This is a genomic window from Comamonas testosteroni ATCC 11996 (genome assembly GCF_000241525.1).
In the GTDB taxonomy this organism is placed as follows: Bacteria; Pseudomonadota; Gammaproteobacteria; order Burkholderiales; family Burkholderiaceae_C; genus Comamonas; species Comamonas testosteroni.
The window spans coordinates 189,654-212,360 of the sequence record NZ_AHIL01000032.1 but is presented as its reverse complement, the minus strand read 5'-3'; the positions used below and the strand labels follow the sequence as shown (position 1 = coordinate 212,360).

40 protein-coding genes and 1 tRNA gene are annotated in these 22,707 nt (G+C 57.0%); 22 read left to right on the top strand and 19 right to left on the bottom strand.

Annotated elements, in window-relative coordinates; all coding sequences use genetic code 11:
- Nucleotides 1–31: 31 nt before the first annotated feature.
- Genes CTATCC11996_RS14405 through CTATCC11996_RS14375 form a run of 7 tightly spaced genes read right to left on the bottom strand, consistent with a single transcriptional unit; the run spans nucleotide 32 to nucleotide 3,414 of the window.
- Nucleotides 32–292, bottom strand: coding sequence for a hypothetical protein (locus tag CTATCC11996_RS14405; RefSeq protein ID WP_003077377.1), 261 nt, complete (start codon nucleotides 290–292; stop codon nucleotides 32–34).
- Nucleotides 286–597, bottom strand: coding sequence for a DUF4406 domain-containing protein (locus CTATCC11996_RS14400; RefSeq protein WP_003077376.1), 312 nt, complete (start codon nucleotides 595–597; stop codon nucleotides 286–288). Before CTATCC11996_RS14400 ends, CTATCC11996_RS14405 begins: the two co-directional genes overlap by 7 nt.
- Nucleotides 588–845: a hypothetical protein gene (locus CTATCC11996_RS14395; RefSeq protein ID WP_003077373.1), complete on the bottom strand. Its 258-nt coding sequence runs from the start codon at nucleotides 843–845 to the stop codon at nucleotides 588–590. Before CTATCC11996_RS14395 ends, CTATCC11996_RS14400 begins: the two co-directional genes overlap by 10 nt.
- The gene (locus CTATCC11996_RS14390; protein WP_238532414.1) at nucleotides 842–1,234 is read right to left on the bottom strand and encodes a DUF1064 domain-containing protein; all 393 of its coding nucleotides are present in this window, start codon (nucleotides 1,232–1,234) and stop codon (nucleotides 842–844) included. The genes CTATCC11996_RS14395 and CTATCC11996_RS14390 overlap by 4 nt, the downstream gene beginning before the upstream one ends.
- Nucleotides 1,231–2,019, bottom strand: coding sequence for a hypothetical protein (locus CTATCC11996_RS14385; RefSeq protein WP_003077368.1), 789 nt, complete (start codon nucleotides 2,017–2,019; stop codon nucleotides 1,231–1,233). The genes CTATCC11996_RS14390 and CTATCC11996_RS14385 overlap by 4 nt, the downstream gene beginning before the upstream one ends.
- Complete coding sequence (locus CTATCC11996_RS14380) at nucleotides 2,012–2,941, bottom strand: helix-turn-helix domain-containing protein (protein WP_003077365.1); 930 nt, start codon at nucleotides 2,939–2,941, stop codon at nucleotides 2,012–2,014. The genes CTATCC11996_RS14385 and CTATCC11996_RS14380 overlap by 8 nt, the downstream gene beginning before the upstream one ends.
- The gene (locus tag CTATCC11996_RS14375; RefSeq protein WP_003077362.1) at nucleotides 2,938–3,414 is read right to left on the bottom strand and encodes a phage regulatory CII family protein; all 477 of its coding nucleotides are present in this window, start codon (nucleotides 3,412–3,414) and stop codon (nucleotides 2,938–2,940) included. Before CTATCC11996_RS14375 ends, CTATCC11996_RS14380 begins: the two co-directional genes overlap by 4 nt.
- 165 nt (nucleotides 3,415–3,579) lie before the next feature.
- On the opposite strand from CTATCC11996_RS14375, the gene CTATCC11996_RS14370 reads away from it, so the two are divergent.
- From CTATCC11996_RS14370 to CTATCC11996_RS14360, 3 genes are all read left to right on the top strand, one after another.
- A complete protein-coding gene (locus CTATCC11996_RS14370) occupies nucleotides 3,580–3,762 on the top strand; it encodes a hypothetical protein (protein WP_003077359.1) in 183 nt (60 codons plus the stop codon).
- Nucleotides 3,763–3,963: 201 nt separating this feature from the next.
- Nucleotides 3,964–4,245 (top strand): hypothetical protein, encoded by a 282-nt coding sequence (locus tag CTATCC11996_RS14365; RefSeq protein ID WP_003077357.1) that lies wholly within the window; start codon nucleotides 3,964–3,966, stop codon nucleotides 4,243–4,245.
- A 108-nt stretch (nucleotides 4,246–4,353) separates the two neighbouring features.
- Entirely contained in the window at nucleotides 4,354–4,839 is a 486-nt protein-coding gene (locus CTATCC11996_RS14360; protein WP_003077355.1) for a hypothetical protein, read from the top strand.
- 2 nt (nucleotides 4,840–4,841) lie between these two features.
- Here CTATCC11996_RS14360 and CTATCC11996_RS14355 read toward each other — a convergent pair whose 3' ends face one another.
- Nucleotides 4,842–5,093 carry a transcriptional regulator gene (locus tag CTATCC11996_RS14355; RefSeq protein ID WP_003077352.1) on the bottom strand — a complete coding sequence of 84 codons (252 nt, stop codon included), beginning with the start codon at nucleotides 5,091–5,093 and terminating at the stop codon, nucleotides 4,842–4,844.
- Between the two features lie 71 nt (nucleotides 5,094–5,164).
- Here CTATCC11996_RS14355 and CTATCC11996_RS14350 point away from each other — a divergent pair, with 71 nt between their 5' ends.
- From CTATCC11996_RS14350 to CTATCC11996_RS25095, 7 genes are all read left to right on the top strand, one after another.
- On the top strand, nucleotides 5,165–5,923 hold the full coding sequence (locus CTATCC11996_RS14350) for a S24 family peptidase (protein WP_003077349.1): 759 nt from the start codon (nucleotides 5,165–5,167) through the stop codon (nucleotides 5,921–5,923).
- A gap of 38 nt (nucleotides 5,924–5,961) precedes the next feature.
- Nucleotides 5,962–6,471 (top strand): hypothetical protein, encoded by a 510-nt coding sequence (locus CTATCC11996_RS14345; RefSeq protein ID WP_003077345.1) that lies wholly within the window; start codon nucleotides 5,962–5,964, stop codon nucleotides 6,469–6,471.
- Nucleotides 6,472–6,687: 216 nt separating this feature from the next.
- A complete protein-coding gene (locus CTATCC11996_RS14340) occupies nucleotides 6,688–7,176 on the top strand; it encodes a GNAT family N-acetyltransferase (RefSeq protein WP_003077343.1) in 489 nt (162 codons plus the stop codon).
- Nucleotides 7,177–7,835: 659 nt separating this feature from the next.
- The gene (locus tag CTATCC11996_RS14335) at nucleotides 7,836–8,015 is read left to right on the top strand and encodes a hypothetical protein (RefSeq protein WP_003077341.1); all 180 of its coding nucleotides are present in this window, start codon (nucleotides 7,836–7,838) and stop codon (nucleotides 8,013–8,015) included.
- Nucleotides 8,016–8,111: 96 nt separating this feature from the next.
- Nucleotides 8,112–8,303 carry a hypothetical protein gene (locus CTATCC11996_RS14330; RefSeq protein WP_003061342.1) on the top strand — a complete coding sequence of 64 codons (192 nt, stop codon included), beginning with the start codon at nucleotides 8,112–8,114 and terminating at the stop codon, nucleotides 8,301–8,303.
- A gap of 566 nt (nucleotides 8,304–8,869) precedes the next feature.
- Nucleotides 8,870–9,088, top strand: coding sequence for a hypothetical protein (locus tag CTATCC11996_RS14325; protein ID WP_003061337.1), 219 nt, complete (start codon nucleotides 8,870–8,872; stop codon nucleotides 9,086–9,088).
- Nucleotides 9,089–9,112: 24 nt separating this feature from the next.
- Nucleotides 9,113–9,292 (top strand): hypothetical protein, encoded by a 180-nt coding sequence (locus tag CTATCC11996_RS25095; protein ID WP_080569874.1) that lies wholly within the window; start codon nucleotides 9,113–9,115, stop codon nucleotides 9,290–9,292.
- Between the two features lie 1,337 nt (nucleotides 9,293–10,629).
- Here CTATCC11996_RS25095 and CTATCC11996_RS14315 read toward each other — a convergent pair.
- Nucleotides 10,630–10,866 (bottom strand): hypothetical protein, encoded by a 237-nt coding sequence (locus tag CTATCC11996_RS14315; RefSeq protein ID WP_003077335.1) that lies wholly within the window; start codon nucleotides 10,864–10,866, stop codon nucleotides 10,630–10,632.
- Nucleotides 10,867–11,033: 167 nt separating this feature from the next.
- Between CTATCC11996_RS14315 and CTATCC11996_RS25890 the strand changes: the two genes are divergently transcribed.
- The gene (locus CTATCC11996_RS25890; protein WP_003077333.1) at nucleotides 11,034–11,171 is read left to right on the top strand and encodes a hypothetical protein; all 138 of its coding nucleotides are present in this window, start codon (nucleotides 11,034–11,036) and stop codon (nucleotides 11,169–11,171) included.
- A gap of 33 nt (nucleotides 11,172–11,204) precedes the next feature.
- Nucleotides 11,205–11,402: a hypothetical protein gene (locus CTATCC11996_RS14310; protein ID WP_003061330.1), complete on the top strand. Its 198-nt coding sequence runs from the start codon at nucleotides 11,205–11,207 to the stop codon at nucleotides 11,400–11,402.
- 563 nt (nucleotides 11,403–11,965) lie between these two features.
- Here CTATCC11996_RS14310 and CTATCC11996_RS25090 read toward each other — a convergent pair.
- A complete protein-coding gene (locus tag CTATCC11996_RS25090) occupies nucleotides 11,966–12,217 on the bottom strand; it encodes an RNA recognition motif domain-containing protein (protein ID WP_003061328.1) in 252 nt (83 codons plus the stop codon).
- A gap of 133 nt (nucleotides 12,218–12,350) precedes the next feature.
- The gene (locus CTATCC11996_RS25085) at nucleotides 12,351–12,569 is read right to left on the bottom strand and encodes a hypothetical protein (RefSeq protein WP_080554076.1); all 219 of its coding nucleotides are present in this window, start codon (nucleotides 12,567–12,569) and stop codon (nucleotides 12,351–12,353) included.
- A 391-nt stretch (nucleotides 12,570–12,960) separates the two neighbouring features.
- On the opposite strand from CTATCC11996_RS25085, the gene CTATCC11996_RS14300 reads away from it, so the two are divergent.
- The 3 genes from CTATCC11996_RS14300 (at nucleotide 12,961) to CTATCC11996_RS14290 (ending at nucleotide 14,679) form a co-directional block, all read left to right on the top strand.
- Nucleotides 12,961–13,143, top strand: coding sequence for a hypothetical protein (locus CTATCC11996_RS14300; RefSeq protein ID WP_034349191.1), 183 nt, complete (start codon nucleotides 12,961–12,963; stop codon nucleotides 13,141–13,143).
- 229 nt (nucleotides 13,144–13,372) lie between these two features.
- Nucleotides 13,373–14,359, top strand: coding sequence for a recombination-associated protein RdgC (locus CTATCC11996_RS14295; RefSeq protein WP_003077330.1), 987 nt, complete (start codon nucleotides 13,373–13,375; stop codon nucleotides 14,357–14,359).
- 59 nt (nucleotides 14,360–14,418) lie between these two features.
- Complete coding sequence (locus CTATCC11996_RS14290) at nucleotides 14,419–14,679, top strand: hypothetical protein (protein WP_003077327.1); 261 nt, start codon at nucleotides 14,419–14,421, stop codon at nucleotides 14,677–14,679.
- Nucleotides 14,680–14,759: 80 nt separating this feature from the next.
- Here CTATCC11996_RS14290 and CTATCC11996_RS14285 read toward each other — a convergent pair whose 3' ends face one another.
- The 3 genes from CTATCC11996_RS14285 to CTATCC11996_RS14275 are packed head-to-tail and all read right to left on the bottom strand — an operon-like array spanning nucleotide 14,760 to nucleotide 15,594.
- Nucleotides 14,760–15,011, bottom strand: coding sequence for an RNA recognition motif domain-containing protein (locus CTATCC11996_RS14285; RefSeq protein ID WP_003077323.1), 252 nt, complete (start codon nucleotides 15,009–15,011; stop codon nucleotides 14,760–14,762).
- A 60-nt stretch (nucleotides 15,012–15,071) separates the two neighbouring features.
- On the bottom strand, nucleotides 15,072–15,344 hold the full coding sequence (gene infA, locus CTATCC11996_RS14280) for a translation initiation factor IF-1 (protein WP_003077320.1): 273 nt from the start codon (nucleotides 15,342–15,344) through the stop codon (nucleotides 15,072–15,074).
- Nucleotides 15,345–15,375: 31 nt separating this feature from the next.
- Nucleotides 15,376–15,594 carry a hypothetical protein gene (locus CTATCC11996_RS14275; protein ID WP_003077316.1) on the bottom strand — a complete coding sequence of 73 codons (219 nt, stop codon included), beginning with the start codon at nucleotides 15,592–15,594 and terminating at the stop codon, nucleotides 15,376–15,378.
- A 404-nt stretch (nucleotides 15,595–15,998) separates the two neighbouring features.
- Between CTATCC11996_RS14275 and CTATCC11996_RS14270 the strand changes: the two genes are divergently transcribed.
- Nucleotides 15,999–16,181 (top strand): hypothetical protein, encoded by a 183-nt coding sequence (locus CTATCC11996_RS14270; RefSeq protein WP_034349190.1) that lies wholly within the window; start codon nucleotides 15,999–16,001, stop codon nucleotides 16,179–16,181.
- 237 nt (nucleotides 16,182–16,418) lie between these two features.
- Here CTATCC11996_RS14270 and CTATCC11996_RS14265 read toward each other — a convergent pair whose 3' ends face one another.
- Nucleotides 16,419–16,862, bottom strand: coding sequence for a lipocalin family protein (locus tag CTATCC11996_RS14265; protein WP_034349216.1), 444 nt, complete (start codon nucleotides 16,860–16,862; stop codon nucleotides 16,419–16,421).
- 101 nt (nucleotides 16,863–16,963) lie between these two features.
- Between CTATCC11996_RS14265 and CTATCC11996_RS14260 the strand changes: the two genes are divergently transcribed.
- The 6 genes from CTATCC11996_RS14260 (at nucleotide 16,964) to CTATCC11996_RS14235 (ending at nucleotide 20,264) form a co-directional block, all read left to right on the top strand.
- Nucleotides 16,964–17,404 carry a hypothetical protein gene (locus CTATCC11996_RS14260; RefSeq protein WP_003077307.1) on the top strand — a complete coding sequence of 147 codons (441 nt, stop codon included), beginning with the start codon at nucleotides 16,964–16,966 and terminating at the stop codon, nucleotides 17,402–17,404.
- Between the two features lie 55 nt (nucleotides 17,405–17,459).
- Nucleotides 17,460–18,110 (top strand): Lar family restriction alleviation protein, encoded by a 651-nt coding sequence (locus CTATCC11996_RS14255; RefSeq protein WP_003077304.1) that lies wholly within the window; start codon nucleotides 17,460–17,462, stop codon nucleotides 18,108–18,110.
- Nucleotides 18,107–18,451: a hypothetical protein gene (locus CTATCC11996_RS14250; RefSeq protein ID WP_003077299.1), complete on the top strand. Its 345-nt coding sequence runs from the start codon at nucleotides 18,107–18,109 to the stop codon at nucleotides 18,449–18,451. The genes CTATCC11996_RS14255 and CTATCC11996_RS14250 overlap by 4 nt, the downstream gene beginning before the upstream one ends.
- On the top strand, nucleotides 18,448–18,810 hold the full coding sequence (locus tag CTATCC11996_RS14245) for a hypothetical protein (RefSeq protein WP_003077297.1): 363 nt from the start codon (nucleotides 18,448–18,450) through the stop codon (nucleotides 18,808–18,810). The genes CTATCC11996_RS14250 and CTATCC11996_RS14245 overlap by 4 nt, the downstream gene beginning before the upstream one ends.
- Before the next feature lie 100 nt (nucleotides 18,811–18,910).
- Nucleotides 18,911–19,192: a DUF4224 domain-containing protein gene (locus tag CTATCC11996_RS14240; protein ID WP_115597200.1), complete on the top strand. Its 282-nt coding sequence runs from the start codon at nucleotides 18,911–18,913 to the stop codon at nucleotides 19,190–19,192.
- Between the two features lie 13 nt (nucleotides 19,193–19,205).
- The gene (locus CTATCC11996_RS14235) at nucleotides 19,206–20,264 is read left to right on the top strand and encodes a site-specific integrase (RefSeq protein WP_003077291.1); all 1,059 of its coding nucleotides are present in this window, start codon (nucleotides 19,206–19,208) and stop codon (nucleotides 20,262–20,264) included.
- Nucleotides 20,265–20,364: 100 nt separating this feature from the next.
- On the opposite strand, the gene CTATCC11996_RS14230 is transcribed toward CTATCC11996_RS14235, so the two are convergent.
- The 4 genes from CTATCC11996_RS14230 to pal all read right to left on the bottom strand — a co-directional run bounded on the left by CTATCC11996_RS14230 (nucleotide 20,365) and on the right by pal (nucleotide 22,649).
- Nucleotides 20,365–20,440 (bottom strand) — tRNA-Lys (locus tag CTATCC11996_RS14230).
- 96 nt (nucleotides 20,441–20,536) lie between these two features.
- Nucleotides 20,537–21,361, bottom strand: a complete 825-nt coding sequence (locus CTATCC11996_RS14225) for a tRNA threonylcarbamoyladenosine dehydratase (RefSeq protein WP_003077288.1) — start codon at nucleotides 21,359–21,361, stop codon at nucleotides 20,537–20,539.
- Nucleotides 21,361–22,122, bottom strand: coding sequence for a tol-pal system protein YbgF (gene ybgF, locus CTATCC11996_RS14220; RefSeq protein WP_003077287.1), 762 nt, complete (start codon nucleotides 22,120–22,122; stop codon nucleotides 21,361–21,363). Before ybgF ends, CTATCC11996_RS14225 begins: the two co-directional genes overlap by 1 nt.
- On the bottom strand, nucleotides 22,122–22,649 hold the full coding sequence (gene pal, locus CTATCC11996_RS14215; RefSeq protein ID WP_003061517.1) for a peptidoglycan-associated lipoprotein Pal: 528 nt from the start codon (nucleotides 22,647–22,649) through the stop codon (nucleotides 22,122–22,124). Before pal ends, ybgF begins: the two co-directional genes overlap by 1 nt.
- Nucleotides 22,650–22,707: the final 58 nt, after the last annotated feature.

Genomic DNA, 22,707 nt, shown 5'->3' with positions numbered 1-22,707 from the left:
GGTGGGGTCGCTACTCATCGTGTCCTCTTTCTCAATTTCCCATCAGGCGCCGCACAGTCACGTTCAGCGCGTCTAGTTCGCTCATCTTTTTGATTGCCCACATGCGGCGCTGGCCGTGCCATCCCATCAGCGGTCCGCGGTGGCAGCTCTCGCACAAGGCCACGGCCGTGTATTGCTGGCGCTGCTCAATGTGGTGCGCCTCACTGGGCCCGGTCTGGTCGCAGACACTGCAGGGCAGTTCCTTGACCGCAGCAAGATGGGCGCGCTCTTTGTCATTCAGTCGATTCAGCATCCCGCGACCTCCCCGAAGTCCTGCACCTCCAGCCCCAAGTCCAGCGCCAGCCCATGCTCAATGCGGGCGCCACGCGATGCGCGCCAGCCGGGCAGCATGTACAGGCAGTCGCAGGCCGCGATCTGGCACAGGGACATGCGCATGTAGCCCTGCCAAGTTCCGCAGGCCGGCTGGGGGTTCTCCGCAGGGTTCTCAACGTGGTACCCCTGGGCGCGCAGCACAGCTGCTGCAGCATGAAAGGCTGGATAGTTGAACTCGGGCAGGCCACTCATGGGGCCGGCGAGATAGATGCGCTTCACCACCATGCACGCCCCCTGTCCTCTACCGCCACCAAACTGCCGTAGTCGTCGACCACGCAAACCATGCTGCTGCCCACCCGCACCCGGTTGCAGCAGCGGTTCTCCATCCAGTGCTCGATCAGGTAGCGGCCGTCGCTCAGGCGCTTATAGGTCGGCCACACCAGCCGCGTGATGCGCGAGGTGCTCGGCGGCTTGCGCTGGCCAGCCAGCGGCACGACCTTGCCAAAGAATGCGGGGTTCAATGCCTGCGTCACTTGACCACCCGTACTTCCCGACCCAGCAGTGCCTTCATCAGATGGCGCTTGATCTTGAATTCAGGGGTCTCCACGCCCTTCACATCCTCGATTACTTCGATGCCCTTCTCCAGATACACGAAGTCTGCGATGTAGCGAATGGCGGGCCGAGCGCGCGCAGCGCCAGCAAACTTGACCGATGGGACCATCTCGAACACAACCTGCCGGCGCAAATCGCTGATGTGGCCGCCACGCTGCAGCATTTGCAAGTGCGACCAGCGGTGCAGCTCAGCCAAGCTATCAAACTTGGTGCCATCCGCCGCAACGATCTTCTTATTGCCGTACTTGGAGCCAGACGCATTCGGAACCAGCTTCAGCATGTGCCCTGTCAACCTCACCGGTTTGCTCATGCCACCCCTCCGGCTTGGTACGCCAGCACTGCAGCGGCAGTCTTGCGCTTTTCCTGGTTCAAACGAATACGGTCTGCACGGGCCAGGACCTGGGCATGAGTGAATCGGCCGGCCTTGCGGGCGAAGTGGTCGCGCAGCTTGGCTAACTGCTGCAGCGTGCTGCGCTCTGGACCTGCCGGTGCAGCCTCTGGGGCTGGCAGCGCCAGCGCAGCTCGTGGCGCAGGCAGTTGGAGTTGGTGCCGGACATCGTCGGTCAACGCATCCAGACCACCCGGCAGCCGACCTGCGGTAATAGCCTCCTGCAAGGCACGGGGGCGCCCCTCGGTGTCGTGACCTAGGCTCACCCGCACGACTGGATGCTGGCGCCGGGCGCGGGCCTCGCCAGTGATGCGGCCATAGGCCTCGACGAACGCCTGCCGGGCGCCGAATTTATCCCCTGCGTTCAGCAGAGGAGCGGCCACAGTCCACGCATCGGCAATTTCGTTCGTCCACACGATGGTGGCCCTGTCATCGGAGCTGGACAGCGCCAGCGCGTAAGCCTCCGCCGGCAGCAGTCGGCCCATGGCATGGTCCACATACTGCAGCACGGTACCGGTGAGGATCGGTCCCTTGTGCTCCGCGCGGATCCGGGCCAGCGCCATTCGCAGCAGGGATTTGTCGATGTGGGACAGATCGGATGCCAGCAGCGCAAGAGCCGCAGGGCGAATCTGCTGCCCGGACAGCTCCATGGTCGCGCCCAGTTCTTCGAGCAGCCAATCGGTATCGACGTTGTGTGCATCAAGCATTGGTGGACTCCTTGCGTTGGTTCAGCATGCGTTTGGCTTCCTGGATCGCGTCGTAGTTCGCGCTGCTCTTGTCGGCGCTCTGGGCACCGGTTGCAGTCATTGCCTGCCCGCGGGCCCACTGGGTGCGGTAGCTCTCAGCCTGATTCACCAGCACGCCCATGCCGTGGGAGTTCTTCACCACAAAGGCCTCGTTGACGTTCGCCACGTACCACGCAGCCACAAGCGGAGCCTCCTCGTGGCCCAGGCGCTTGACCAGGGCTTTCACGTTGGCGTTCACCGGTGCATTGCGAACGGGCTTGACGCTGTAGCGCAGCTCATAGGCCAGGCTGTAGGCCGACCATGTGGCTCGGCAGGCATCCTGCAGTGCCGTTTCCGGGTCGTTTGCAGAATCGCCATCACCTTCGCTACCCGACGGCGAAGCAGGCGGGGATGGTTCATTGGCGGTTAAGTTACGGTTCCCCTTACGATTTGGGGGCGGCATTTGCCCCTCCAGACCGGCGGCATTTGCCGGGGCTGGGGCGGCATCTGCCGGGGGTACTGCGGCATTTGCAGGTGGGGCGGCATCTGCACCCGGGGCGGCAGCCGCAAGGGGGGCGGCATTTGCCGCCACATTGGTTTTGCGCTTGGTGGTGCGCTTGCTCTCCGCTGGAGCCTTGGCCGGGTCAAAGCGCTTGGGGCACACGGTGTAGCTGGTGCTGGTGTTGTGGCGGTACTCGCGGAACACAGCGCCAGCAGCTTGCAGCCAGGCCAAGGCATCGCGCACAGCTCGCTCGGACAAGCAGGTGCGTGCGGCGATGGTCCCGACTGCAGGCCAGCACACGCCGTCGTCGTTGGCTTGATCAGCCAGAGAAATGAGGACAGCCTTCTGGCTTGGGCTCATGCCCTGCAGGGGCCAGCAGGCCGCCATGATGATCGTGCTCATCGTCCAGACCTCGCGTTATCTGCTGCGTGCTCTGCATCCAGGGACTGCTGAACAGCGAGTAACGCAGCCACGGCCTCAGCGATCTCACGCTGCACCACGCGCTTGTCGTTGTCGCTGACGTTGTTGTCTGCCTTCGCCATCGTGGTGGCCATCAGAACGTCTGCGCATTCACGCACAGCGATGGCTGCAGACTTGGAAAGGCATTTTTCAGCGCCTGGCTGCGCTTCGGGCAGCGCCAGCATGCCGGCGTTGAATGAGAAGACCGTGCCCAAAGCATGCGCTTCAGCGCTACCAGCCTCACGGCACATAGACGCAATCTCCTCAGCGTCAGAGAGGCCCATCTTGTGGCTTGGGGACACGCCGCTCAGCTCCTTGCGCAGAACTTCGTCGGATTTGTTCAGGCGGGCAGCAAGAGCAGCGCGGCCGCCTGGGTAGTTGGCGACCATGCGTCGCAATGCATCAAGAGCATTCATGTCGTCCGGACTCCGAGAAAAAGGACGTTGCGGGCTGTGCCGCAGAAAAAGACACTGCCTGCATGCAAACGAAAACAGGCCAGAAGAGAGGAAAAGGTGCCCGCCGCACCCAGGGCTATGCTGGTGGCTTCCAAACCGTTACCAACAGCCACAAGGAGGGCAGACATGAAACAGGAATACATGCAGGCAGCAGCGACATTGGCGGCCGTTGCATTGCAAAAGCGCGTCCAGGCAAACGACGACATCACCGAAGACCTCATGAAGTCGGCTTTTCTTGCGGCGTACGACGCAATTCAGATGGCGGAAGAGGAATTGCGCTCGAGGACGATGCCTGTGTCGTACGTCTAGCCTTATTGACCCTGTACCTGTTCAGGCCCGCAAGCAGCTGTCTATCAGCGGCACGCTTGCGGCGGTACAGAACCGCAGCCGGAGGTGGATCACCAAAGCGATATTGCGGCTCAATCATTGCCGTCCTCCTTGAAATAGCCGCTCGCGACCTCCCGGAGCAGAATGGAAGTTCCAGCAAAACCATGCGAGAGAGGGGCAGACATGAACGACTCGAATACAGAGCTAAACGAACTGCGTGCTTTTGTCTTTGGCACCCAGTCAGCCCTGATTGCAACGATCGGCGCACTCATAAGGACGCACCCCAACCCAGAAGCTCTGAATTCGATGCTGGATTCATATCTGCAGCGCGAGCAGACCTATCTGGAGAACAAGCCTCTTCCAGAACATGTGCTGGAGTCTTTCCATCAGATGTGGACCCGTGTGGATCTTCAAATCCGGCACACATTAAAAGAGCGTCAGCAGCAGCCTCAAGCTCAGGGCTGAAGCGCAAATCAAATGGTTCAGTCATTGCCCACCTCCTTTGCAGAGGTGGATGGCTGCACCGCGGCCCCAAAGCCAGCGATGACGATGGACAAATTAATGATGTGATTCATGGAGAGCATGCAAATGGACTGGACAGCAATCGGTGGCATCGCAGGATCAATCTCCGCTGCCCGCGACATCGCCAAGGGAATGAGCGCGATGCGCGACACCGCTCTCATCAACGAGAAAACCGCTGCCCTTCTGGAGCAGTTGCTCAAGGCGCAGGAGGGACTCCTCGCTCACAACACCGCTCTTTTGCAGCTCCAATCGGATCTGGCCAAGGTACAAAAGGAAAATCTGGAACTGAAGGCAACCATCGATGAGCGCGGCAAATACACGCTGGTCACGCTCGCTAGCGGTGCGGTTGCGCTGCGCAGTAATCCCACCAACACATTGGCCGGAGCAGACGAGCCAGGAATCGATGAGGCGCCCCACTATGTCTGCCAGCCCTGCTTCTCCATCGGCAGGTCTGTTGTGCTCCAGCGCACTTGGGTCATGGGTACCGACAACGGACTTGCCTGTCCCGCCTGTAAAGCCCAAGTCTTCGATAAGTGACATCACTCCACCTCCTTGGTTGAGGTGGATGGCTGCGCCAGCTCAGGCCAAATCTGGGTGTACTGGTCGGGGAACAGATCCCGCCTAGTCACAGTAGTGAGCTTTTCAAGGCTTGCAGCGCAAGCAGCAGGGATCGGGCGCCGTCCGCTGATCCACTGGGATATCTCGGAAGGGGATTTGCCTAGGGCTCGCGCCAGAGCAGTCGGGCCACCTGCCTCGGTGCTGGCTCGCTTTGCGAATGCTGCATGTTTCATTCATAAAATTTAGCATAGCTAATCATAAACATCAAGCCACGCTAAATTCATTAATTATTAGCATCGCTAACATGAAAGAATGGACTACTGAGGAAGAGGCTGCAAACCTGCGTCGCCTTCTTACCGGCGTTAAGAACAAGGCTCAGTTCGCCAAGGACAATGGAGTTCCAGGCGGTGCGTCCATGCTTTCCCAACACCAAAGTGGGCATCGCCCCATCAGCTTGGATGCGGCCAAAGCGTATGCAAAAGGGCTGGGTATCGGAATCGGAGAGATTGCACCTCGCTTTGCAAAGCTGGTGTCTGACGTCTCGGAGCTTGCTCAGCCAGCGCCTTACCCAAGGGGTCACGAGATAGACATGTCAGCGTACAGTGCTGTTCCGATGTATCACGCACCTGACGCTGTAATTGTTCCTCTGCTCTCTAACTGCGGCAGCATGGGCCCCGGTTCTGAGTTGCTGGAGTCAGATGTCATTGTGGGTGACTTGGCCCTATCCCCACACTGGATCAATCAGCAGATCAGGCCCCAGAACCCGCAAGAGCTGCGCTTCATACACGCATATGGCGACAGCATGGCCCCAACATTCACAGATGGCGATGTCCTGCTCGTTGACACAGGGCTTAGTGCACGTGACCCCAGTTCACGCGAAGGCGTCTACGTTTTGCGGGCGAATGATCGAACTTTCATCAAGCGTGTCACCCCCACCTTTGACGGCAAGCTGCAGGTGACCAGCGACAACCCCAGCGCCAAGACTGTACAAACACTGAATGGCGATCATCAAGTGGATGTGGTTGGTCGGGTGGTGTGGGCCTGGAATGGGAAAAGGCTGTAATCGGTGCGACTGATTCAGATCTTCCTAAGAGGTGCCTCATGAAAAATAACTGTGCAGCATTGCTTCCGGTTATTTTCTACTTCTGCGCCGCCCCCGCCCTGGGCCAGCAAACATGGCAGGCCGACCTCAGCAGCTACGTGGGCCCGGTCGCAAGAGTCGGGCTTCCTTCAGAAGGCGCCACGAGTCGCTTGGTTTTGATTGCATTTGAATACGCGACACAGTGCAACCCGCTATTTACCTACGTAGAACTGCAAGGCCCAAAGTTCGGAGTAGCTGAAAAGCAGTCTTCACTGCCTCCATCAAGCATCGGCGGAGCCATCAATGACAAGCGCTACTCAGGCAACTCCGCAGCAATGACGCTTTATAGCAATGGGATTGAGGTGGGTTTTGCCATGCCTGATGAGATGGCGATGACACTTGCATCCGATCCAATCACCTCGATCTCATTTACAACGCCCACTGGCAAGGAAATACCGCTTCCAACAGCTGGTCTAAGCAACGCCGCTGCAAAGGCACTAGACGCCTGCACGAAAAAGGTTTTTTTCTAGGACTACTGGTTCTCGCTGTTTCACGGAAGCAATGGGTGCAGGCAGACTTGCGGGCGCTGGCCTGCATTGACCATCATTCCGAGACCCGATGACCGGCCTGCTTGTACTAATCACAGACAGCAAACGACCCAAAGCTGCCAGTTGATCGTATGCACAGCGGCCAACCATCACCGCTTTGCTATGCTCAGTCTGGTTGCAACCGTATTTAGCTAAAGCATGCCCCTGGAATTCAAGCGCCTTACCGAAGTTGACCCGATAGACATCGTTGCACTCAACAACAACCCCGATGTGCTGCGGCAAATGCCGCTGGGAAGTGCGAATTTCGACCTGGCCAAGGCTAAGGAATGGGCGCAGCAAAAAGACGCACAGTGGCAGCAATACGGCTATGGCCCTTGGGCGATTTTTATTGAACAGCAGTTCGCTGGCTGGGGCGGCATGCAGTATGAGGAAGGTGATGCCGACCTGGCCTTGGTGCTTCACCCCGACTTTTGGGGGAGTGGAAAAGCGATTTTTGATGAGATGGTGAAACGTGCTTTTACCTCTCTAGGGATGGAATCCATCACCATTTTGCTTCCGCCATCAAGGACAAATATCAAAGGAATTTTCAGGCTGGGATTTCAGCCTGACGGCGAAGTTGACATTGAAGGCGCTCGCTTTCTGCGCTTTCGGCTTTATGCACCAAACAAGCTAGAGTCAGATAGCTGAACGTTTGAAGTCCACCACCTACTTGGCAACCAGCTTGGCTGACTGCTTCTGGCCGAACTCAGTCGGTCATGAACAGCAGCCTGGTCAGCCACAGCCGGCACAGGCGGTCAGCTCGACCGGAATACGCGCAGACCTTCCGTGAGCATTCTGCACAGCGCTGCTTTGCCATCACTTGTCGAGGACACAACGTAGAAGCGCTCATTGCTATCTGTAGCCGGCCCGAACTGGCTGTCTCAAAGCCCGCATCAGCGGGCTTTTTTGCATCTTTGTGATGTGCGCGCATGATCAATAGTAGCAGCGCTGCATTTTATATTTAGCAAAGCTATTGCTTAATTAATTTAGCAAAGCTACATTACATCCATCGCAGCAAAGCGATGGGTGCCAAGCGATCGAGCCGCGTGCCACGGGTCTTTAAAAAGCCAGAGATTCAATGCACGTCGCGAGACACGCTGCGCCCCGATGACTTTCCGGAACGCGCCGCGACTCTGCCGCCCCGAAGCGGTGGATGGTGCTAACCGGCGCAGATAGTGATCTGCATAAAGCTGCCAGAGCGAAGCGCAAGCCAGTGACAGTGGGAGATATGCGCCGCCACCCGGAGCGCATCCGGGGTTCAAACGAAAGCCTTGCTTGCAGTGCTTTCATTTGAGTAAAGTGAATCCATGACACGCATAAACACCACCGAAATTTGGGAGCGACACGGCTACAGAGTCGAGCGCATCGAGCAAGTCATGGGCGCTCCACAGCGCAATATCTATGGCCCTGATGGCGTGCTGCTGATCGAGGACGCCGAGTACACCCAGGAGACTGAAGCACTGCGCGAACTCGGCTTCATCGACTGATCGCTGCTGCAGCTGCGCCAACATGGCTGGCGTCTATTTTTCAAGGGCACCGTTTAAGGTCATTTAAAAGAGTACCGTGGGACAAGGCAGTCAATCTTGACCAGCCGCCTTAGACCGGAGGTCTATTTGTCAGGTAACCCCATCCCCATCTCCACCCCATCCTTTTTGGACACCTTGAAGCTGATGTTTTTTATTACCGACGGGCTCCCAGCTCCGCAGCAACAAGGCAAACCTCGCGTCCCGAAAGAAAAGAATGAGGAAGAGCAGCAGCAGCAACGCAAGCAGTAGCGAAAAAAAGAGCTACTTTTCTAACTCAGGCTTGTCCCAGATGCCTTGAGCAACCGCCTCAACGCGAGCACACCAGCCACCTCCGGGTGGCTTTTGCTTGCGCCGTTTAAGGTCTTTTAAAAGCGTAATGTGGGTGCATGCAAGTCCTCTTGATTTGCAGCTTTAGACCGGAGGTCTATATGTTCCCACTCCTTGTGTACCAAAGATATGTCGCGTTTTGGCATGACATGTGGTCGATCATCCTTGAGCCCATCTCTGAGCTCCCACCAAGCCCTTCAAGCTTCGATCAAGAGCCTTCAGCAAAGCCAGAAACGCCACCATCCACGCTCGGCTCAGATGCAGCCAACGACAAGCCCTGACTGCCACGCTCACGCCCCAGACTAAGCAGAAAGCCATGATCCTCAGCCACCTTTTCAGGTGGCTTTTCTTTGAGGAAACTGCTGCGGTTTAAGGCCTATTCGAGCATTGCTGACATGGACTTTGAGACCGCCGTTTAAGGTCATTAAAAAGAGTACCGTGGACTCATGTGGCCTATCTTGGACCGCTGCCATAGACCGGAGGTCTATATGTCTTTCATCGACAAAACTATCTTCAGCATCCGCTCCCGATGTCCCGACGTAAAACAGGAAGTCGATTCCCGGAACGTGGCGGATGACGACCGAATCTTTCACACGCCATTTCAAACGGATGCACAGCTGCAGGAGGAGTCACCTGAGCAGATGCTGCGCAAAAAAACGAACCGCCTTTTGCTGCAAGCGGTCCTCAACAAAATCTCTGCCGCTTGAGCAAGCATCTGACCGGAGGTCTATATGTTTTCACTACTTGGCTACAAACGTCAGTCCGAGTTCTGGCGGGATATGTGGGTGATGCTCCTCGAGCCGATTTCAAAGATTCAACCCATCGAACCCAGTCTCGATCCACCACTCGCACCGACGCCAAAAGCCCCACAGCCCAGCTCCGAAACACCTGCTGTCAACGACAAGGCGTGACAGCACCACACGGAGACGCAGCGAGCCCGTAGCTCACGCGTGTCAGTCTGGAGGTCTATATGTCAGTAAGCCGCATCCCATCTTCATTCCTGAAGGTTTGGAGAACAGTCAAACGAGTCTTCGCCAGAGGTGAGCCACTCCCCAGTCCACCCAACATCGAACAGTGCGGACCTCCTGAAAAAGACAAGAGGAGACAAGAGGAGAGGCAATCGCGCATGCGCCATAGCTATCGATACTGGTAGCAAGAGTGTTCGACAGCTCCCACGATTACGTAGCTTCATTTTCAACAGCCACCTTCTATGGTGGCTTTTTTGTGCCCGGAGATCTTGAGATGTGAGCATTCAGCCAACATGTGCCATACATGCGCCCTCTCCCGCAGGGCTATAGCGGGGCCATCAAGAAAGAGCGCGGCAATGAAAAACTGCAACGTGGGTGGAGTTGGCTAATCCGCTCTTTTTCTTGATGGTGCCGGGGGTCGGCTCCCCGGTTATTACAAACCAGGCTTGCAAGGGCCTGGCTGGAATACTGCAAGAGGGTAATCGCACCGGTCTTAGGTGCCCATCATGACCACCCCGGGAAAGTAGCGGGGGCTATCTGGCGTGGCTGCTCGAGCAGGTACGGCAGTTCAGGAATGGGCCTGAGCTGGCGGCAGTCACGAACTCGGCGCTTTGCGTCGTGGCGACAGTGGTCACGCCAGATGGTTTGTGAGCCCACGTACATATTGATTCCGTGACTCTCTTTGGGCAAAATTTGCGTCACGTACCTGTTTTTGCCGGGCCTGGGGTCACAGACTCCTTTCACTTCCTCAACTTGCCCAGGCATGACCAAATAGGTCACCGGCTTTTTATTCGCGCCCGCAGCAAACCGCTCGCGGGCTTTTTGTTTTCCCACAGGAGCTTGCGTGCAATCGACTCCAGCCGCTATTCCTTCCCAAGCCGCTGCTCGCCGCGCAATAGGCACTCACCGGCATCGGCCTCACATGCGTCTTTCCCTGCAGCAGGGCTTTTGGGGGATAATCAAAGATAGTAAATATGTATTAATGTGTTTCCATCAATAGAAAATACTGACAACACCAGATGTTAGTGAAAGTATCCACCCTATGTGATGTCTTTGAATGAGCGCTACTCGTGTGTGAGTAAAGCCTCTTTAAGCCACCCTCCGCAGGGTGGCTTTTTTTGCCCTGAATTCAGGGACATCTGGCGTGACTGCTCGAGCAGGTATGGCAGCACAGGAATGGGCCTGGGCTGGCGGCAGTCACGAACTCGGCGCTTTGCGTCGTGGCGACAGTGGTCACGCCAGATGGCAAGTCAGATTCACTTCTTCACACCACCGACAAGCTAGACGTTGCCCTCGGCAACGTTATTGAGAAGCTCGCGATACGCATTCACCAAGTGATCGCGGCCAAGCCTGAATTCAGGGTCCGTTCTATCAGGCCCGTCCTGATGCTTGGCATCCAGCTGTGCAGCGCGCAGCTCTCTCGCCGCTTGATGGGCAGTCTCGCGCGGTAGCGCCTTGACGACTGCGGTCAAGATCATCGACAGCGCAGCGAATGCGCCAGATTCCTCCTGGGTCATGAAGCACCTCCAGTCTGATGACCCATTCTAGTTTCCAGCCGGGCCTGGGGTTTATCTCCTCCCTCCCTCTCTGAACCATTCCTCAGGCAGACCCGAAAGGTCACCGGCTCTTTATCCAGGCCCGCAGCAACCGCTCGCGGGCTTTTTCTTTGCCCTCAGGAGATTCCATGCCTTCATCGACACCCCATACCCCTGCGACAAAGCTGCTGATAGCCGCGCAATGGGCTCTCACCGGCTTTGGCCTGTTCTGCCTGGTCGGCGCGGCCGTGGTGATCGCACTCACGCCAGAAGCCTGGCCCCTCTGAGCATTCAACCTTGAAAACTGACAGGAGAGACTCATGCTGAAGACGATTGTCGACTCCCTGCTGGTCATCGTTGGCGCCCTGCTTCTCGCAGCCTGGCTGTCCGCGCCCGATGCCCAAGCCGATGAACCCAAAACCTTCACCCAAAGCCTGCGCGATGAGTTCGCCTGCCCGGGCATGCATGCCGAGTGGCTGGACGAGAAGACCGTGCAATGCCTGAAAGAGCAACCTTAGATTGGGCATGACATGACCTTTTTGCAGGAAGTCTTTTCGCTCTTCTTGCGCATAAGGATAGAGAATAGGCATTGAAAAATTCATTGCAATAGTCTGTCTTCAGACAGAGCTTTTGCCTTCGCTACGCAGACGTCCATTGGAGGTCATCAACATGCGAGCTCTAAGGCGCCAAAGGGTGCAATAGCGGCCGTTGCGTTCGCATCCATCAACATAGACTGAAGCGTATGGCAAAGCCACCAATCCAGCTTGAGTACCTACCCAAGAGGCGAAGCAGCAGGAACCACCTCCTCTGGAGGGCAGGATTCTTCTTGAGCGCCTCGGCGGTTCTGCTGACTTGCCTGGTCATGGGAGGCTGTAAGCCCGAATCGGGAAAGAAGTTTGAGGAAACAACTGCTGCATTCAAAAATTCAGCGCTTAGCGCCTGGCATTGCCCAGGAATGACAGCCATTTGGGTCAGCGAAAATATTGTGAAGTGCGTCAAAGAAGAGCGTTGAGCTCGACAATTTAAAAATGCAAAAAGCCCACACCTTTACAGATGTGGGCTTTTTTACGCCAAGTAAAAATTACTTGCGTGTGTTGGCTAGAGATACAGAGATAACTCGACCACCCAATGACTGATCATTCAGGGAGTCGATCGCTGTTTTTGCTTGGGCAGCAGTGCCCATTTCAACAAAGCCGAAGCCGCGCGATTGACCTGTATTTCGATCCATTATGACTTCAGAGGAAATAACATCCCCACAGCTTGAAAAATGTGATTTTAGTGTTTCGCGATCGATGCCATAGCCAAGATTGGAGACGTAGAGATTGCTTTGCATACAGTACCTTCTAAATGAATTTCGCTACTTATTTTTCAGAGCGAAAGATGATTCCCAAGAGAACCACGAGAGTGCTTTGGTGAAGATTAGTCAGTAGCCAAAGCTTCTACTGAGGGTTGAAAAATGATGCAGCTCAATTCAGCTGGTGGCCAAGCACCATGCTCCGGCCTTCAGCCAAAGCATATTTAGAGGCAAGCGACTCATCAGAAAAATGCGGGATAAACCGAAAGATTCGGTCATAAGTACCACGACGAATAGAGACAGCAGCAGTGAATTGACCACTTGCGTCAGTCTGGGTGAGAGGTGTGACCACGTAGCGGCCAATCTGCTCTGTAGTGTTTTTGTGCAGCATGAAAGCGAACGATCGCACGCACGATTGCGCAGACCGTCAAATGAGATAGGGAAGGCCCGTGCTAAGTGCAGGGGGCAACGCAGATCCGCGAGGATGTTCAGGATCTGGGAAGTTCGCCTAGAGGGGTGTGACCACCGCGTGCTTTGCTAGAAGAGCGGCTACCTGCGGCCAAGGGGCGGCATTGGTGTCAGACAGGCACTGTTGGGGCGAACGGCCTTAACAGCGAGTGAGGCCAGTATAGGTGAACCGAAAGACCTTTGGTTGGAAATCTTCCGCTCTCCCGGCCAGACGTCCCTCACATCAAAGCCTTCAAAAAATAAATTGATAGACCACTAAGGATTAACCATGTACTGTGGGCCTAGCGTTCGGATATTTACAGAGAGCCTCACCAATGACCAAAACTAAAAAATCAACCGTTCACCATGTCGTGGAGGCCAAGCGATGGGAGCTCAGTCGCGAAAAAGAGCGCATCACCTACCCTCCGGAACATGCCGGCCCGGTGCAAATGGAATGGCGCAAGCGAGAAAACTACTCCGCCACCGACCTTGACTACCGAGGCCGCAGCAAGATTTAGAGAGCCTCCACAGAATTGCCTTTGCCCGCCATTGAGCGGGCTTTTTTATGAGTATCACCAGCATGACAAATACCACCACCGACAAGCGCTGCGGAAGCTGCGGCGCGCCTCTTCCTGAAGACTTCAAAGAAGAGCAAGGTCAACCACTTCCTTGCGGCCACTAACGGCCTCCACTCTCTCCACTTCAGAGCCCGCCAATCAGCGGGCTTTTTCTATTTCTGGAGTTCAGATGTTCAAGAGCATGATCATTTACCGCATTGCCAAGAGCTGGCAAGGCGATCTGCAGGCGCTGGAGGATGCCCTGCAGAAGACAGTCTTTGCCGAATGCGGCGCCACACAGGAGCGCTCCGTTGGCTGGGTGCCACCGCGCGGCGAGCAGCACGGGCCGCTGGTCGAGTCCGTGGCCGGGCAGTGGGTCATGCGCTTCATGACCGAGGCCAAGGTGCTGCCGGCCAGCGTGCTCAATCGCAAGGTCAACGAGAAAGCCGAGCACATCGAAAAGACCGAAGGCCGCAAGCCCGGCAAGAAGGAAAAGCGCGAGCTCAAGGACGAGGCCAAGCTGGATCTGCTGCCCATGGCCTTTACCAAGCAAGGCAGCATGTGGGCCTGGATCGACCCGCAGGCCCACACGCTGGTGCTCGATACCAGCGCTCAAGGCCGCGCCGACGAGGTGGTCTCGCTGCTGGTCGAAGGCCTGCCCGGCTTCGCCCTGGCACTGCTGGACACCCAGACCAGCCCACAGGCCGCCATGGCGCATTGGCTGATGACCCAGGAGCCACCCACCGGCTTCACCGCCGACCGCGAGACGGAGCTGAAAGCCGCAGACGAATCAAAGGCTGTCGTGCGCTATGCGCGCCACCCGCTGGATATTGATGAGGTGCGCCAGCACATCGAGCACGGCAAGCTGCCCACCAAGCTGGCGATGACCTGGGACGACCGTGTGAGCTTTGTGCTGACCGAAGGCCTGCAGATCAAGAACATCGTGCTGCTGGATGCGGTCATGGACGGCAACAGCAAGGACGACAGCGGCTTTGATACTGATGTGGCGATTGCCACCGGCGAGCTGTCGCGCCTGATCCCCGATCTGATCGAAGCACTGGGCGGCGAAGGCAGAACTCGCCTGAGCGACCTGCCCTCCTCACTGGCAACCAGCGCCAGCACGACCGGCCCGAAGGCCGCTCCAACTGATACGTCTCCAGGCGAAAGCCCGTTCTAGCCACTCACTCATTAATCCCCTGCCCGCCACACCGCGGGCATTTTTCTTTGGAGGCTCCCATGAGTCTGACTTTCGTGAATCACAACGGCGACCCCATCACCGATTCCCGCATGGCCGCCATGCGAGCCCAAGGAATGGAGCTCGAGCGCCAGCGCCGCCTGGCTGCCAAGGCGGATGCGGTGTCCGTGCACAAGGGCTGGCGCGTCTCGGGCATCAAACCCTACATCCTTCAAGAGGCAGCGCAGCAATGCAAAGAGCTGGCCATCAAGGCGGGCTGGCTGGAGGTTCAGCTTCAGGAAATCAAGAAGCTTGTCTCTTGAGTTGCTCTTGCGGGAAGAGAGGCTGCAAAAGAAAAAAGCTCACGCTTTTGGCGTGAGCCCTTCTTACAGATCGAAGAAGATTATTTGCGTGGACGGGCCAAGGCCACTCCCAGTGCGCGACCGCCAAGCGGCTGGTCATTCAGTGTTTCGATCGCTTTCTGGGCCTGCTCTTGAGTGCCCATTTCAACGAAGCCAAAGCCGCGCGAGCGGCCGGTTTCACGGTCCATGATGATGTCAGCGGCAACGACATCACCGCAGCTGCCGAAATGTGCGCGCAGGGCATCGCTGTCAACCGTGTAGCTGAGATTGGTCACATAAAGATTGGATTGCATTGTGTTCTTTCAAAGTGAGCTCATGCATTTCAGCGATGAGCGAATAAGAGGTTGAGAGGGTTAGCGACGGCGCTTGAAGGCAGGATTGCCACCAGGAGCGCCACCAGTGCGTGGAGCAAGATGGCGAAAGGTCACTCGTCCTTTGTTCAGGTCGTAAGGCGACATTTCAACGGTCACTTTGTCGCCCGCCAGCACACGGATGCGGTGCTTGCGCATCTTTCCGCCGCTGTATGCGATGAGCTGATGGCCGTTCTCCAGAGTCACGCGAAATCGCGCATCCGGCAGCACTTCATCAACTCGTCCTGACATCTCGATTAGTTCTTCTTTTGCCAAATTAGCTCCTGTGAGTGAAGGATTCAGCCGCTCAATTCAGACTGTGGTTGAGCACCATGTTGCGCCCCTCGGTCAGGGCATAGTTAGAGGCGAGCGACTCGTTAGAAAACTGAGGGACAAATCGAATGACGCGGTCATAAGCGCCGCGGCGAATGGAAACGGCAGCCAGGAATTGGCCGCTGGTGCTCGGCTGTGTCAGAGGTGTGACCACGTAGCGGCCAATCTGCTCTGTAATGTTTTTGTGCAGCATGAAAATGGACGGCCGCACGCACGATTGCGCAGACCATCAAGTGAGATAGGGCAGGCCCGCTGTGAATTCAGGGGGCAACGCAGATCCATAAGGATGTTCAGGATCTGGGGAGTTCGCCTAGAGGGGAGTGACCACCGCGTGCTTTGCGAGAAGAGCGGCTACCTGCGGCCAAGGGGCGGCAATGGTGTCAGACAGGCACTGTTGGGGCGAACGGCCTAAACAGCGAGTGGAACCAGTATAGGTGAAGTGAAAGACCTTTGGTTTACAACATGCAGCGCCGACAAGGGAGTGGTGCTTGAGCCAAATCTCCCCCCTGCTCTTTCTAACAAGAAATCGATAGACCTGCCTGCGGTAACCCTGTACCGTGGGATCAACTGTTCTGCAATCTACTGAGAGTCTTAGCCATGAGCACAACTAAAAAACCCGCCGTTCACCATATCGTGGAGGCCAAGCGATGGGAGCTCAGCCGAGAGAAGGAACGCATCACCTATCCCGCCGACCATGCCGGCCCCGTACAGATGGACTGGCGCAAGCGCGAGAACTACTCTGCCAGCGACCTCGACTATCGAGGCCGGAACAAGACCTAGAGGTTCTTCCACCCTATTGCCATTGCCCGCCTTCGGGCGGGCTTTTTTATGAACAGCATCGACATGACAGAATCAATGCCGCCAAGTGCTGCTGAAGCTGCGGCGCGCCCTTTCTGAAGCCTCAAAGAGGAGCAAGGTCACCTACCTCCTTGCCGCCACTAACAGGCACATACTTACAGGATCACAGCCCGCCACTGAGCGGGCTTTTCTCATTCTCTGGAGCTGAAAATTGTCTAGCTACTGTGGGACAACCTGGACTTGGCTCAGGTCCACACCGAGCGATTGGGCCTTCTCCAGCAATCGCCTAAATTGCTGCTCAGGGATGCTCTTGCTTCGGGAAAGCAGCCAGAAGTAGTCGAGGCTGTTGCCAATCACCAAAGACGTCTGATACTGGTCATCCAGACTCACCACGTTGTAGCCACCGTAGAACGGACCGAAGAAAGACACCTTGAGCGCCGCGACGCTGGGATCGCTCAGGAATCGCGCCTTGCCGTTGGCTTGACGCCATTCCTTCTTCGATGCGTCATAGCCTCGATTGACCACGGCCACGGTGCCATCGTCGTTGAGGCTGTACTGCGCAGAGACCTGGGTCAGACCTTTTTCAAAACTGTGCTCTATGCGGGCCAGCTCGTACCAAGTTCCCATGTAGCGCTTGGCATCAAAGCCAGCCACAGGCTGTATGCCCTTAGGCACAGAGACAGCGCAGCCATACAGCGCAGCAACTCCCGCTGTAACCACGGTCAACGCAGCAGTACGAATTAGAGAGCTTCTCGAAAAACGCATTGTTGTTTCCTGAGGTTGAAAGCCTCATTCAACCATCCACCAACCAGCCCGCCTTGAAGAGCGGGCTTTTTGCTTTCTGGAGCCCTATGCGACTCAACATCGATGCCGACCAAGACGCAAAACTAGGCAAGCTGCTAGACAAGGTCACTTTGAGAATGCAGGAAGCACCTGAGCTACTCCGCACTTTGCCCGACGGGACTATTGAGTTGAGTTGCCCGCTTCCAGAAAAGTACAAGCCCAGCATGAACCCATGGGCCACGGCCTTGCGTGCTCGGATCAATGAGCATTGGCACTTGTTTGAGATCAGCGAGCAGTCCCGAAACGTTAGCGGCGGATGGATAGCCTCGTGCATACCGCCGCCGCTCTACAAAACCTTCATCACCGCCTGGCTGAACCAGCCCGCACCACTACCGCTTGGGCAGCTCGAGCTGTTTGCCTGACCACCAACACCCCAGCCTGCAGCCGCGGGCTTTTCTCATTCTGGGAGCCACCAATATGAATCAACAACCCGAAGACCTGCGCAGCTGCCCCTTCTGCCTCGGCCTGGCAACGCTGGAAAAGATCGAAGACCGATGCTACGGCGTCGGATGCGCTGATTGCGATTTCCAGCTGATGAATGGATCCGTCGGCATTGGCTGGCACAAGTCCGAGCAGGAAGCAATCGCCGCCTGGAACAAGCGCGGAGGCGATCTGGCTATGTCACAACTGCGAGCTTGGGTCAAAGAACTGCAAGACGAAAACACCGCCCTGAAAGCCGCAGCGCAGGCGGCGGAGCCATTCGGCTACGTCAACACGCACACAGGGCAGTTTTTCAAGGATGTGGAGCCTTGCCGCAAGACCAACGAGGGACATTGGCGCACGGTGTTCACAGCACCTCAGACGCAGGCAGACGCGCGGGAGGCGCAGCTACTTGCGTTCGCGGTTTCTGAGATTCGTCGTGACGAGATGACCGACAGCGAGCTGCTGGATGCCATGGAGCAAAAGCGCATTGCAGTGGTGCCTGAGTACGAAGGCCCATGGGATGCCGAGATCTACAACGACGAAGGCAAGCCGAATCACCGTGGCAGCGGATCAACGCCGCGCGAGGCAATCCGCGCCGCCATCGCCGCCCAGCCAGCAACCAAGGAAGGAGCGCAGCAGGAATGACTAAAGCAATCGAAGTGACAGTCCGCGATAGGACTGAAAAAGGCTGGTGGGTAGATCAATCCCATTGGTATCAGCAGAAGCTATTTTCAAAGACTGGCGTTGCTGAGATCGTCAAACTCAAGGACGGCACCGTGACTCGTGGTCTTCTGCTGTACGGATACGACGGCTGGTTTGACTGTGGATACCGTCCCATTGAAGTAACCCAATGGCTGAAGCCTGAGCGCTGGTTTGAATCTCCGGATGACATGGCCGGCAAGGAAAAGGAGTACGCGGCTTACCGATATGAGCGCCTGTACAGCAGGCAATCTGTCTTTCGGGAAGGCCAGAAAGGCCAAGCATGAATACCCCTGATTCCAATATCAGGAAGTTCCCAGGGACTGAGCTTCCTGAGCAGACGCTCACAGCCAATAAGAACTGGCACAACTTCTGCGAGCACAAAAAGATATCCCTGGATGATCACAGTCGCACCGTGCGCTGCGCCGCTTGCGACCAGGTATTCGACCCGTTCGACTTTCTGCAAAAGGAAGTTGCTCGCCTGCAGCGCGCCTGGGAAGACCACAAGCATGTTCAGAAAAGCTTGAATGACCTCAGGGATGGTGTCGAGTCCTTGAAAAAGGAAGAGGCCCGTCTGAAGGCGCGCATCAGAACGGCCAAGGCCAAGGTGGCGCCGGTAATCGACGTGAGGAACCGTGAACTATGAGCAAGCGAGCCCGCGACCGAGGCGACAAGCGCGACAGATGGCGCGAACCAATCAACCACCCCGAGCCCCGCTGATGCGGGGCTTTTTCATGGAGACGCTCATGAACAATCCATGGCCATACCTCACCGATGCAGAGATCAATGAGATCTGCTCTCCTCTGAAAAATGGGGCCGCACAGATCCGCTTTCTGGAGCGCCTGGGCATGGTGGTGAAACCAAAGCCCAGCGGGCGTCCTCTTGTCGCGCGTACCGAGTTCGACAGAGTCATGACCGGCAGCAATGCCGTGACCACAGGTCAAAGCACAAGCGCAGCCACATCCACACCTAACGTGATCGGGCTGCAATCCTTCTTCCAACAGAGAAAACATGGGACGCGCACGTAAAGATGGAGACCCTATGGGTCTCGCTGGCACTCGCCTTTCCTTCAAACACAACGCCTTCTACTACCGTCACAGGGACGGCCGGTGGGAGCGCATGGGCACCGATGTCCGCACCGCAAAGGAGCGAGCAGCCATCTACAACAGCCCGGCGGGCAACTATGGCACCACCGCGTACTGGCTGGACCAGTTCCTGATGGACTGCCAACAACGGGTGTCCATTAAAGACCTTGCGCCGCGGACTCTCTCGGACTACACAAAAGACTCCGAGCCGCTCAAAGTGTTCTTTGGAGCCATGCTCCCTGAGCACATTGAGCCCCACCATGTCCAAGCCTATTTGGACGCAGGCTCTGCGGCTGAGCGTGGAGTGCGCGCCAATCGGGAAAAGGCATGTCTGAGCTCGTGCCTGTCCTGGCTGATCCGCACAAACAAATGCCCCGGCCTCAAGATCAACCCGTGTATGCAAAAAAGCGGCACGCGCGAAAACTCGGAGAAAAAGCGTGACCGGTATGTCACTCATCAGGAATATCAGGAGGTCTATGCCTTGGCCTGGCCCCAGGTGCGCGTGCTGATGGAGCTAACCTATCGCACGCTACAGCGCCCGGAAAGCGACATCATCTACTGGACGCCGAAAGTACTCGCGCGCGATCCACACACAGGGAATCGCATCATCACCTTCGAGCAGGGAAAGACGGGCACAAGGCTCAAGATTGCGATGACCGAGGGCTTGGAAAAACTGATCAACCGTGCCGTGGGTCCGAATCCGCATCTGGACCAGCCTTTGGTGCACACGCGAGCGGGCACTGGGTACACCTACGGTGGCATCAATTCCATGCTCGGCAAAGCCATCAGGACCGCAAACGAGATCAGGGCTACCAAGAACATTCCGCCCATGGCCTCCTTTGGCTTCCGCGACCTCAAGGGCAAAGGTGCCACTGATATGTGGCTGTCTGGGACGCCCATCGAGCAGATCCAGCTGCTCTGCGGACACTCTGACAAAGCGACAACGGAGCGTTACATAAAGGCCCGATGGCGGGCGACTGCTCAGCCCAACGAGACAGCCGTGATGACTGTATAACCACTGTACGGAATCACTGGATATGAGACCCGTCACATATGTGGTCACATAAAGCAGAAAAGCCGCTACAACTTTAATAGCTGTAGCGGCTTATGTATTCTGGTGGGTCCTGCGAGATTCGAACTCGCGACCAACGGATTAAAAGTCCGCTGCTCTACCGACTGAGCTAAAGACCCTGCCACACATCAAAAGCAGTAGTTGCCTAATCAGTGGAATGACGTTATTGTAATCTATTTTTCCAGGCTCTTTGCCTAATTCTTGAATTAGTTGGACTAGCTGGGTTTGCGAGCCAATTGATCAAGTACCCAGCCTGCAGCACACTGACCAAAGGTCGCTGTCACAGCCACGACAGAGCCATAGCCGTGGCAGTTGAGACTGCCATCACCACCTTCGATCGAGCAAGAGGCATCAGGTGGTGCCACGGCCTCGCGGCTGAACACACAAGTCACCCCCATGCGCTTGCCATCCTTGGGAGCGCCATGCTGCTTGCGCAATCGGTAGCGCAGCTGCGATAGAAGCGGATCATGGGTTGTCGCACTGAGGTCTGCAATGTCCACCAAGTGGGCCATGCGCTTGCCACCTGCAGCACCAACAGAGATAAAGCACTGCTTGGTTTTGCGCGCATGCGCCGCCATTTCGGCCTTGGCCTTGATCTGATCACAGGCGTCAATCACGGCATCGGCATCGGCTGGCAAGAGTTGCAGCCAGTTGTCCGGATCGACAAATTCATCGATGCAATTGACTTCGCAGGCTGGATTGATCTCGGCGATACGATCACGCATGGCATCGATCTTGGCCTGCCCCACCGTGCTGGTCAGCGCGTGGATCTGGCGATTGATATTGGACTCGGCCACATGGTCCATATCGATCAGAGTCAAGCGGCTCACGCCGCTGCGCGCCAGGGCCTCGGCCGTCCATGAGCCGACTCCACCCACACCGACCACCACTACATGGGCCGCACGAATCCGGGCTGCCCCCTGCACGCCGTAGAGGCGCTCCAAACCGCCAAAGCGGCGCTGCACATCTGCTTCTTCCATAGAAAAAACAGCGCCGGATTGGGGCGCTGTTTCCGCTTGAGGCTGAAAATATTCGGCCATTATTTGAGTGTCGCCAGCTTGGACTTCGCAATCCCTGCGGCTTCCGAGTTCGGATAGGCCTGCAGCAGCTCTTCCAGGGTCTTGCGAGCTGCCTTGGTGTCCTTGAGTTCCACCAGACAGTTGGCGATGGACAGGGCCGCCTCGGGTGCACGAGCATGCATGGGCGCATTGGTCATGACCGAACGGAAATTGGCGATGGCATTCTTGTAGTCGCGCGTGGCGTACTGCGAGTTGCCCAGCCAGAAGCGCACCGACGGTGTATAGCCGCTCTTGGGCCATTGGCGCAGGAAAGCGGCGAAGGCCTGACCGGCCTCGGGGAACTTGCCCGAACGGAACATGCCCAGAGCCTGCTCGAATTCCTGCTGCTCATTGCGATCGGCAGTGAACTCCACTCCGTCCACGGTCACGCTGACGGGCTCGAACTGGCGCAGCCGCTCGTCAAAGCCCTTGGCCAGATCTTTCTGACCACGCTGCAACTCTGCGGCATCGCGTGTCAGTTGCTCGTTCTGACCTCGCAGCTTGGCCTGGTCCGACTTGAGCGACTCGATCTGCGACTGCAGGTCCAGCAGGCTGCGACGGGTTTGCTCCTGCGATTGCTGCAGGCTGTCAACGCGCTGGCGCAGTTCGATGATGGCGCGGCGCGCCTCGTCATCACCAAACAGGGCTGCATGGGCGCTGATGGCAGAGCCGGCCAGAAGGCCGGCCGCCACCAAGCGAGGCAGCGTTGCGTGACGGAGAGTCAACAAGGCCTGCTTCATCATTAACGGTAGTTGATTTCAACGCGACGGTTTTGGGCGTAGGCGTCTTCGCTATGACCTTCGGCAGCGGGCTTTTCCTTGCCGTAGCTCACAGCTTCAACCTGAGCGTCGTTCACGCCCAGCAGACCCAGAGAGCGGCGCACGGCTTCAGCGCGCTTTTGACCCAGGGCCAGGTTGTATTCACGGCCGCCGCGCTCGTCGGTATGGCCTTCCAGCTGTACCTTGGCAGCGGGGTTGGCCTTGATGAACTTGGCATGGGCTTCGATCTGGGGCTGTGCATCGGCCTTGACAGAGTAGCTGTCAAAGTCGAAATAGACGATGCGGCTGACGCCCTGAGGGCCGGCCTTGGAAGCTGCGGAACCTGTCAGGTCCACGCCCGACACGCCACTTTGGCCCTGGCCGCTGGTACCAGCACCCTGGCTGGACAGCGAGCCGTCAACGGGCTTGTCGTCCAGCTTGACGCCAGAGCTGCAACCTGCGACCAGCGCGGTCACAGCCAAAGCCAGGGAAAGACGTTTGATAGTCAACATGAGATTTCTCCGAACAGTCCACAACGGACTTCATCACTAGAAAGAAAGAGGGAAAGCA

Excerpts from the sequence above, each read along its gene's own strand:
- CTATCC11996_RS14240 (WP_115597200.1), top strand. The coding sequence starts at position 18,911 with ATGAACAATCCATGGCCATACCTCACCGATGCAGAGATCAATGAGATC.
- CTATCC11996_RS14250 (WP_003077299.1), top strand. The coding sequence starts at position 18,107 with ATGACTAAAGCAATCGAAGTGACAGTCCGCGATAGGACTGAAAAAGGC.
- CTATCC11996_RS14315 (WP_003077335.1), bottom strand. The coding sequence starts at position 10,866 with ATGACCCAGGAGGAATCTGGCGCATTCGCTGCGCTGTCGATGATCTTG.
- CTATCC11996_RS14275 (WP_003077316.1), bottom strand. The coding sequence starts at position 15,594 with ATGCTGCACAAAAACATTACAGAGCAGATTGGCCGCTACGTGGTCACA.
- CTATCC11996_RS14300 (WP_034349191.1), top strand. The coding sequence starts at position 12,961 with ATGACCAAAACTAAAAAATCAACCGTTCACCATGTCGTGGAGGCCAAG.
- CTATCC11996_RS14270 (WP_034349190.1), top strand. The coding sequence starts at position 15,999 with ATGAGCACAACTAAAAAACCCGCCGTTCACCATATCGTGGAGGCCAAG.
- CTATCC11996_RS14360 (WP_003077355.1), top strand. The coding sequence starts at position 4,354 with ATGGAGAGCATGCAAATGGACTGGACAGCAATCGGTGGCATCGCAGGA.
- CTATCC11996_RS14290 (WP_003077327.1), top strand. The coding sequence starts at position 14,419 with ATGAGTCTGACTTTCGTGAATCACAACGGCGACCCCATCACCGATTCC.
- CTATCC11996_RS25095 (WP_080569874.1), top strand. The coding sequence starts at position 9,113 with ATGTTTTCACTACTTGGCTACAAACGTCAGTCCGAGTTCTGGCGGGAT.
- CTATCC11996_RS14350 (WP_003077349.1), top strand. The coding sequence starts at position 5,165 with ATGAAAGAATGGACTACTGAGGAAGAGGCTGCAAACCTGCGTCGCCTT.
- CTATCC11996_RS14380 (WP_003077365.1), bottom strand. The coding sequence starts at position 2,941 with ATGAGCACGATCATCATGGCGGCCTGCTGGCCCCTGCAGGGCATGAGC.
- pal (WP_003061517.1), bottom strand. The coding sequence starts at position 22,649 with ATGTTGACTATCAAACGTCTTTCCCTGGCTTTGGCTGTGACCGCGCTG.
- CTATCC11996_RS14295 (WP_003077330.1), top strand. The coding sequence starts at position 13,373 with ATGTTCAAGAGCATGATCATTTACCGCATTGCCAAGAGCTGGCAAGGC.
- ybgF (WP_003077287.1), bottom strand. The coding sequence starts at position 22,122 with ATGATGAAGCAGGCCTTGTTGACTCTCCGTCACGCAACGCTGCCTCGC.
- CTATCC11996_RS14255 (WP_003077304.1), top strand. The coding sequence starts at position 17,460 with ATGAATCAACAACCCGAAGACCTGCGCAGCTGCCCCTTCTGCCTCGGC.
- CTATCC11996_RS14340 (WP_003077343.1), top strand. The coding sequence starts at position 6,688 with ATGCCCCTGGAATTCAAGCGCCTTACCGAAGTTGACCCGATAGACATC.
- CTATCC11996_RS14285 (WP_003077323.1), bottom strand. The coding sequence starts at position 15,011 with ATGCAATCCAATCTTTATGTGACCAATCTCAGCTACACGGTTGACAGC.
- CTATCC11996_RS14370 (WP_003077359.1), top strand. The coding sequence starts at position 3,580 with ATGAAACAGGAATACATGCAGGCAGCAGCGACATTGGCGGCCGTTGCA.
- CTATCC11996_RS14375 (WP_003077362.1), bottom strand. The coding sequence starts at position 3,414 with ATGAATGCTCTTGATGCATTGCGACGCATGGTCGCCAACTACCCAGGC.
- CTATCC11996_RS14335 (WP_003077341.1), top strand. The coding sequence starts at position 7,836 with ATGACACGCATAAACACCACCGAAATTTGGGAGCGACACGGCTACAGA.
- CTATCC11996_RS14390 (WP_238532414.1), bottom strand. The coding sequence starts at position 1,234 with ATGAGCAAACCGGTGAGGTTGACAGGGCACATGCTGAAGCTGGTTCCG.
- CTATCC11996_RS14355 (WP_003077352.1), bottom strand. The coding sequence starts at position 5,093 with ATGAAACATGCAGCATTCGCAAAGCGAGCCAGCACCGAGGCAGGTGGC.
- CTATCC11996_RS14365 (WP_003077357.1), top strand. The coding sequence starts at position 3,964 with ATGAACGACTCGAATACAGAGCTAAACGAACTGCGTGCTTTTGTCTTT.
- CTATCC11996_RS14245 (WP_003077297.1), top strand. The coding sequence starts at position 18,448 with ATGAATACCCCTGATTCCAATATCAGGAAGTTCCCAGGGACTGAGCTT.
- CTATCC11996_RS14325 (WP_003061337.1), top strand. The coding sequence starts at position 8,870 with ATGTCTTTCATCGACAAAACTATCTTCAGCATCCGCTCCCGATGTCCC.
- CTATCC11996_RS14345 (WP_003077345.1), top strand. The coding sequence starts at position 5,962 with ATGAAAAATAACTGTGCAGCATTGCTTCCGGTTATTTTCTACTTCTGC.
- CTATCC11996_RS14385 (WP_003077368.1), bottom strand. The coding sequence starts at position 2,019 with ATGCTTGATGCACACAACGTCGATACCGATTGGCTGCTCGAAGAACTG.
- CTATCC11996_RS14310 (WP_003061330.1), top strand. The coding sequence starts at position 11,205 with ATGCTGAAGACGATTGTCGACTCCCTGCTGGTCATCGTTGGCGCCCTG.
- CTATCC11996_RS25085 (WP_080554076.1), bottom strand. The coding sequence starts at position 12,569 with ATGCTGCACAAAAACACTACAGAGCAGATTGGCCGCTACGTGGTCACA.
- CTATCC11996_RS14235 (WP_003077291.1), top strand. The coding sequence starts at position 19,206 with ATGGGTCTCGCTGGCACTCGCCTTTCCTTCAAACACAACGCCTTCTAC.
- CTATCC11996_RS14405 (WP_003077377.1), bottom strand. The coding sequence starts at position 292 with ATGCTGAATCGACTGAATGACAAAGAGCGCGCCCATCTTGCTGCGGTC.
- CTATCC11996_RS14400 (WP_003077376.1), bottom strand. The coding sequence starts at position 597 with ATGGTGGTGAAGCGCATCTATCTCGCCGGCCCCATGAGTGGCCTGCCC.
- CTATCC11996_RS25090 (WP_003061328.1), bottom strand. The coding sequence starts at position 12,217 with ATGCAAAGCAATCTCTACGTCTCCAATCTTGGCTATGGCATCGATCGC.
- CTATCC11996_RS14225 (WP_003077288.1), bottom strand. The coding sequence starts at position 21,361 with ATGGCCGAATATTTTCAGCCTCAAGCGGAAACAGCGCCCCAATCCGGC.
- CTATCC11996_RS25890 (WP_003077333.1), top strand. The coding sequence starts at position 11,034 with ATGCCTTCATCGACACCCCATACCCCTGCGACAAAGCTGCTGATAGCC.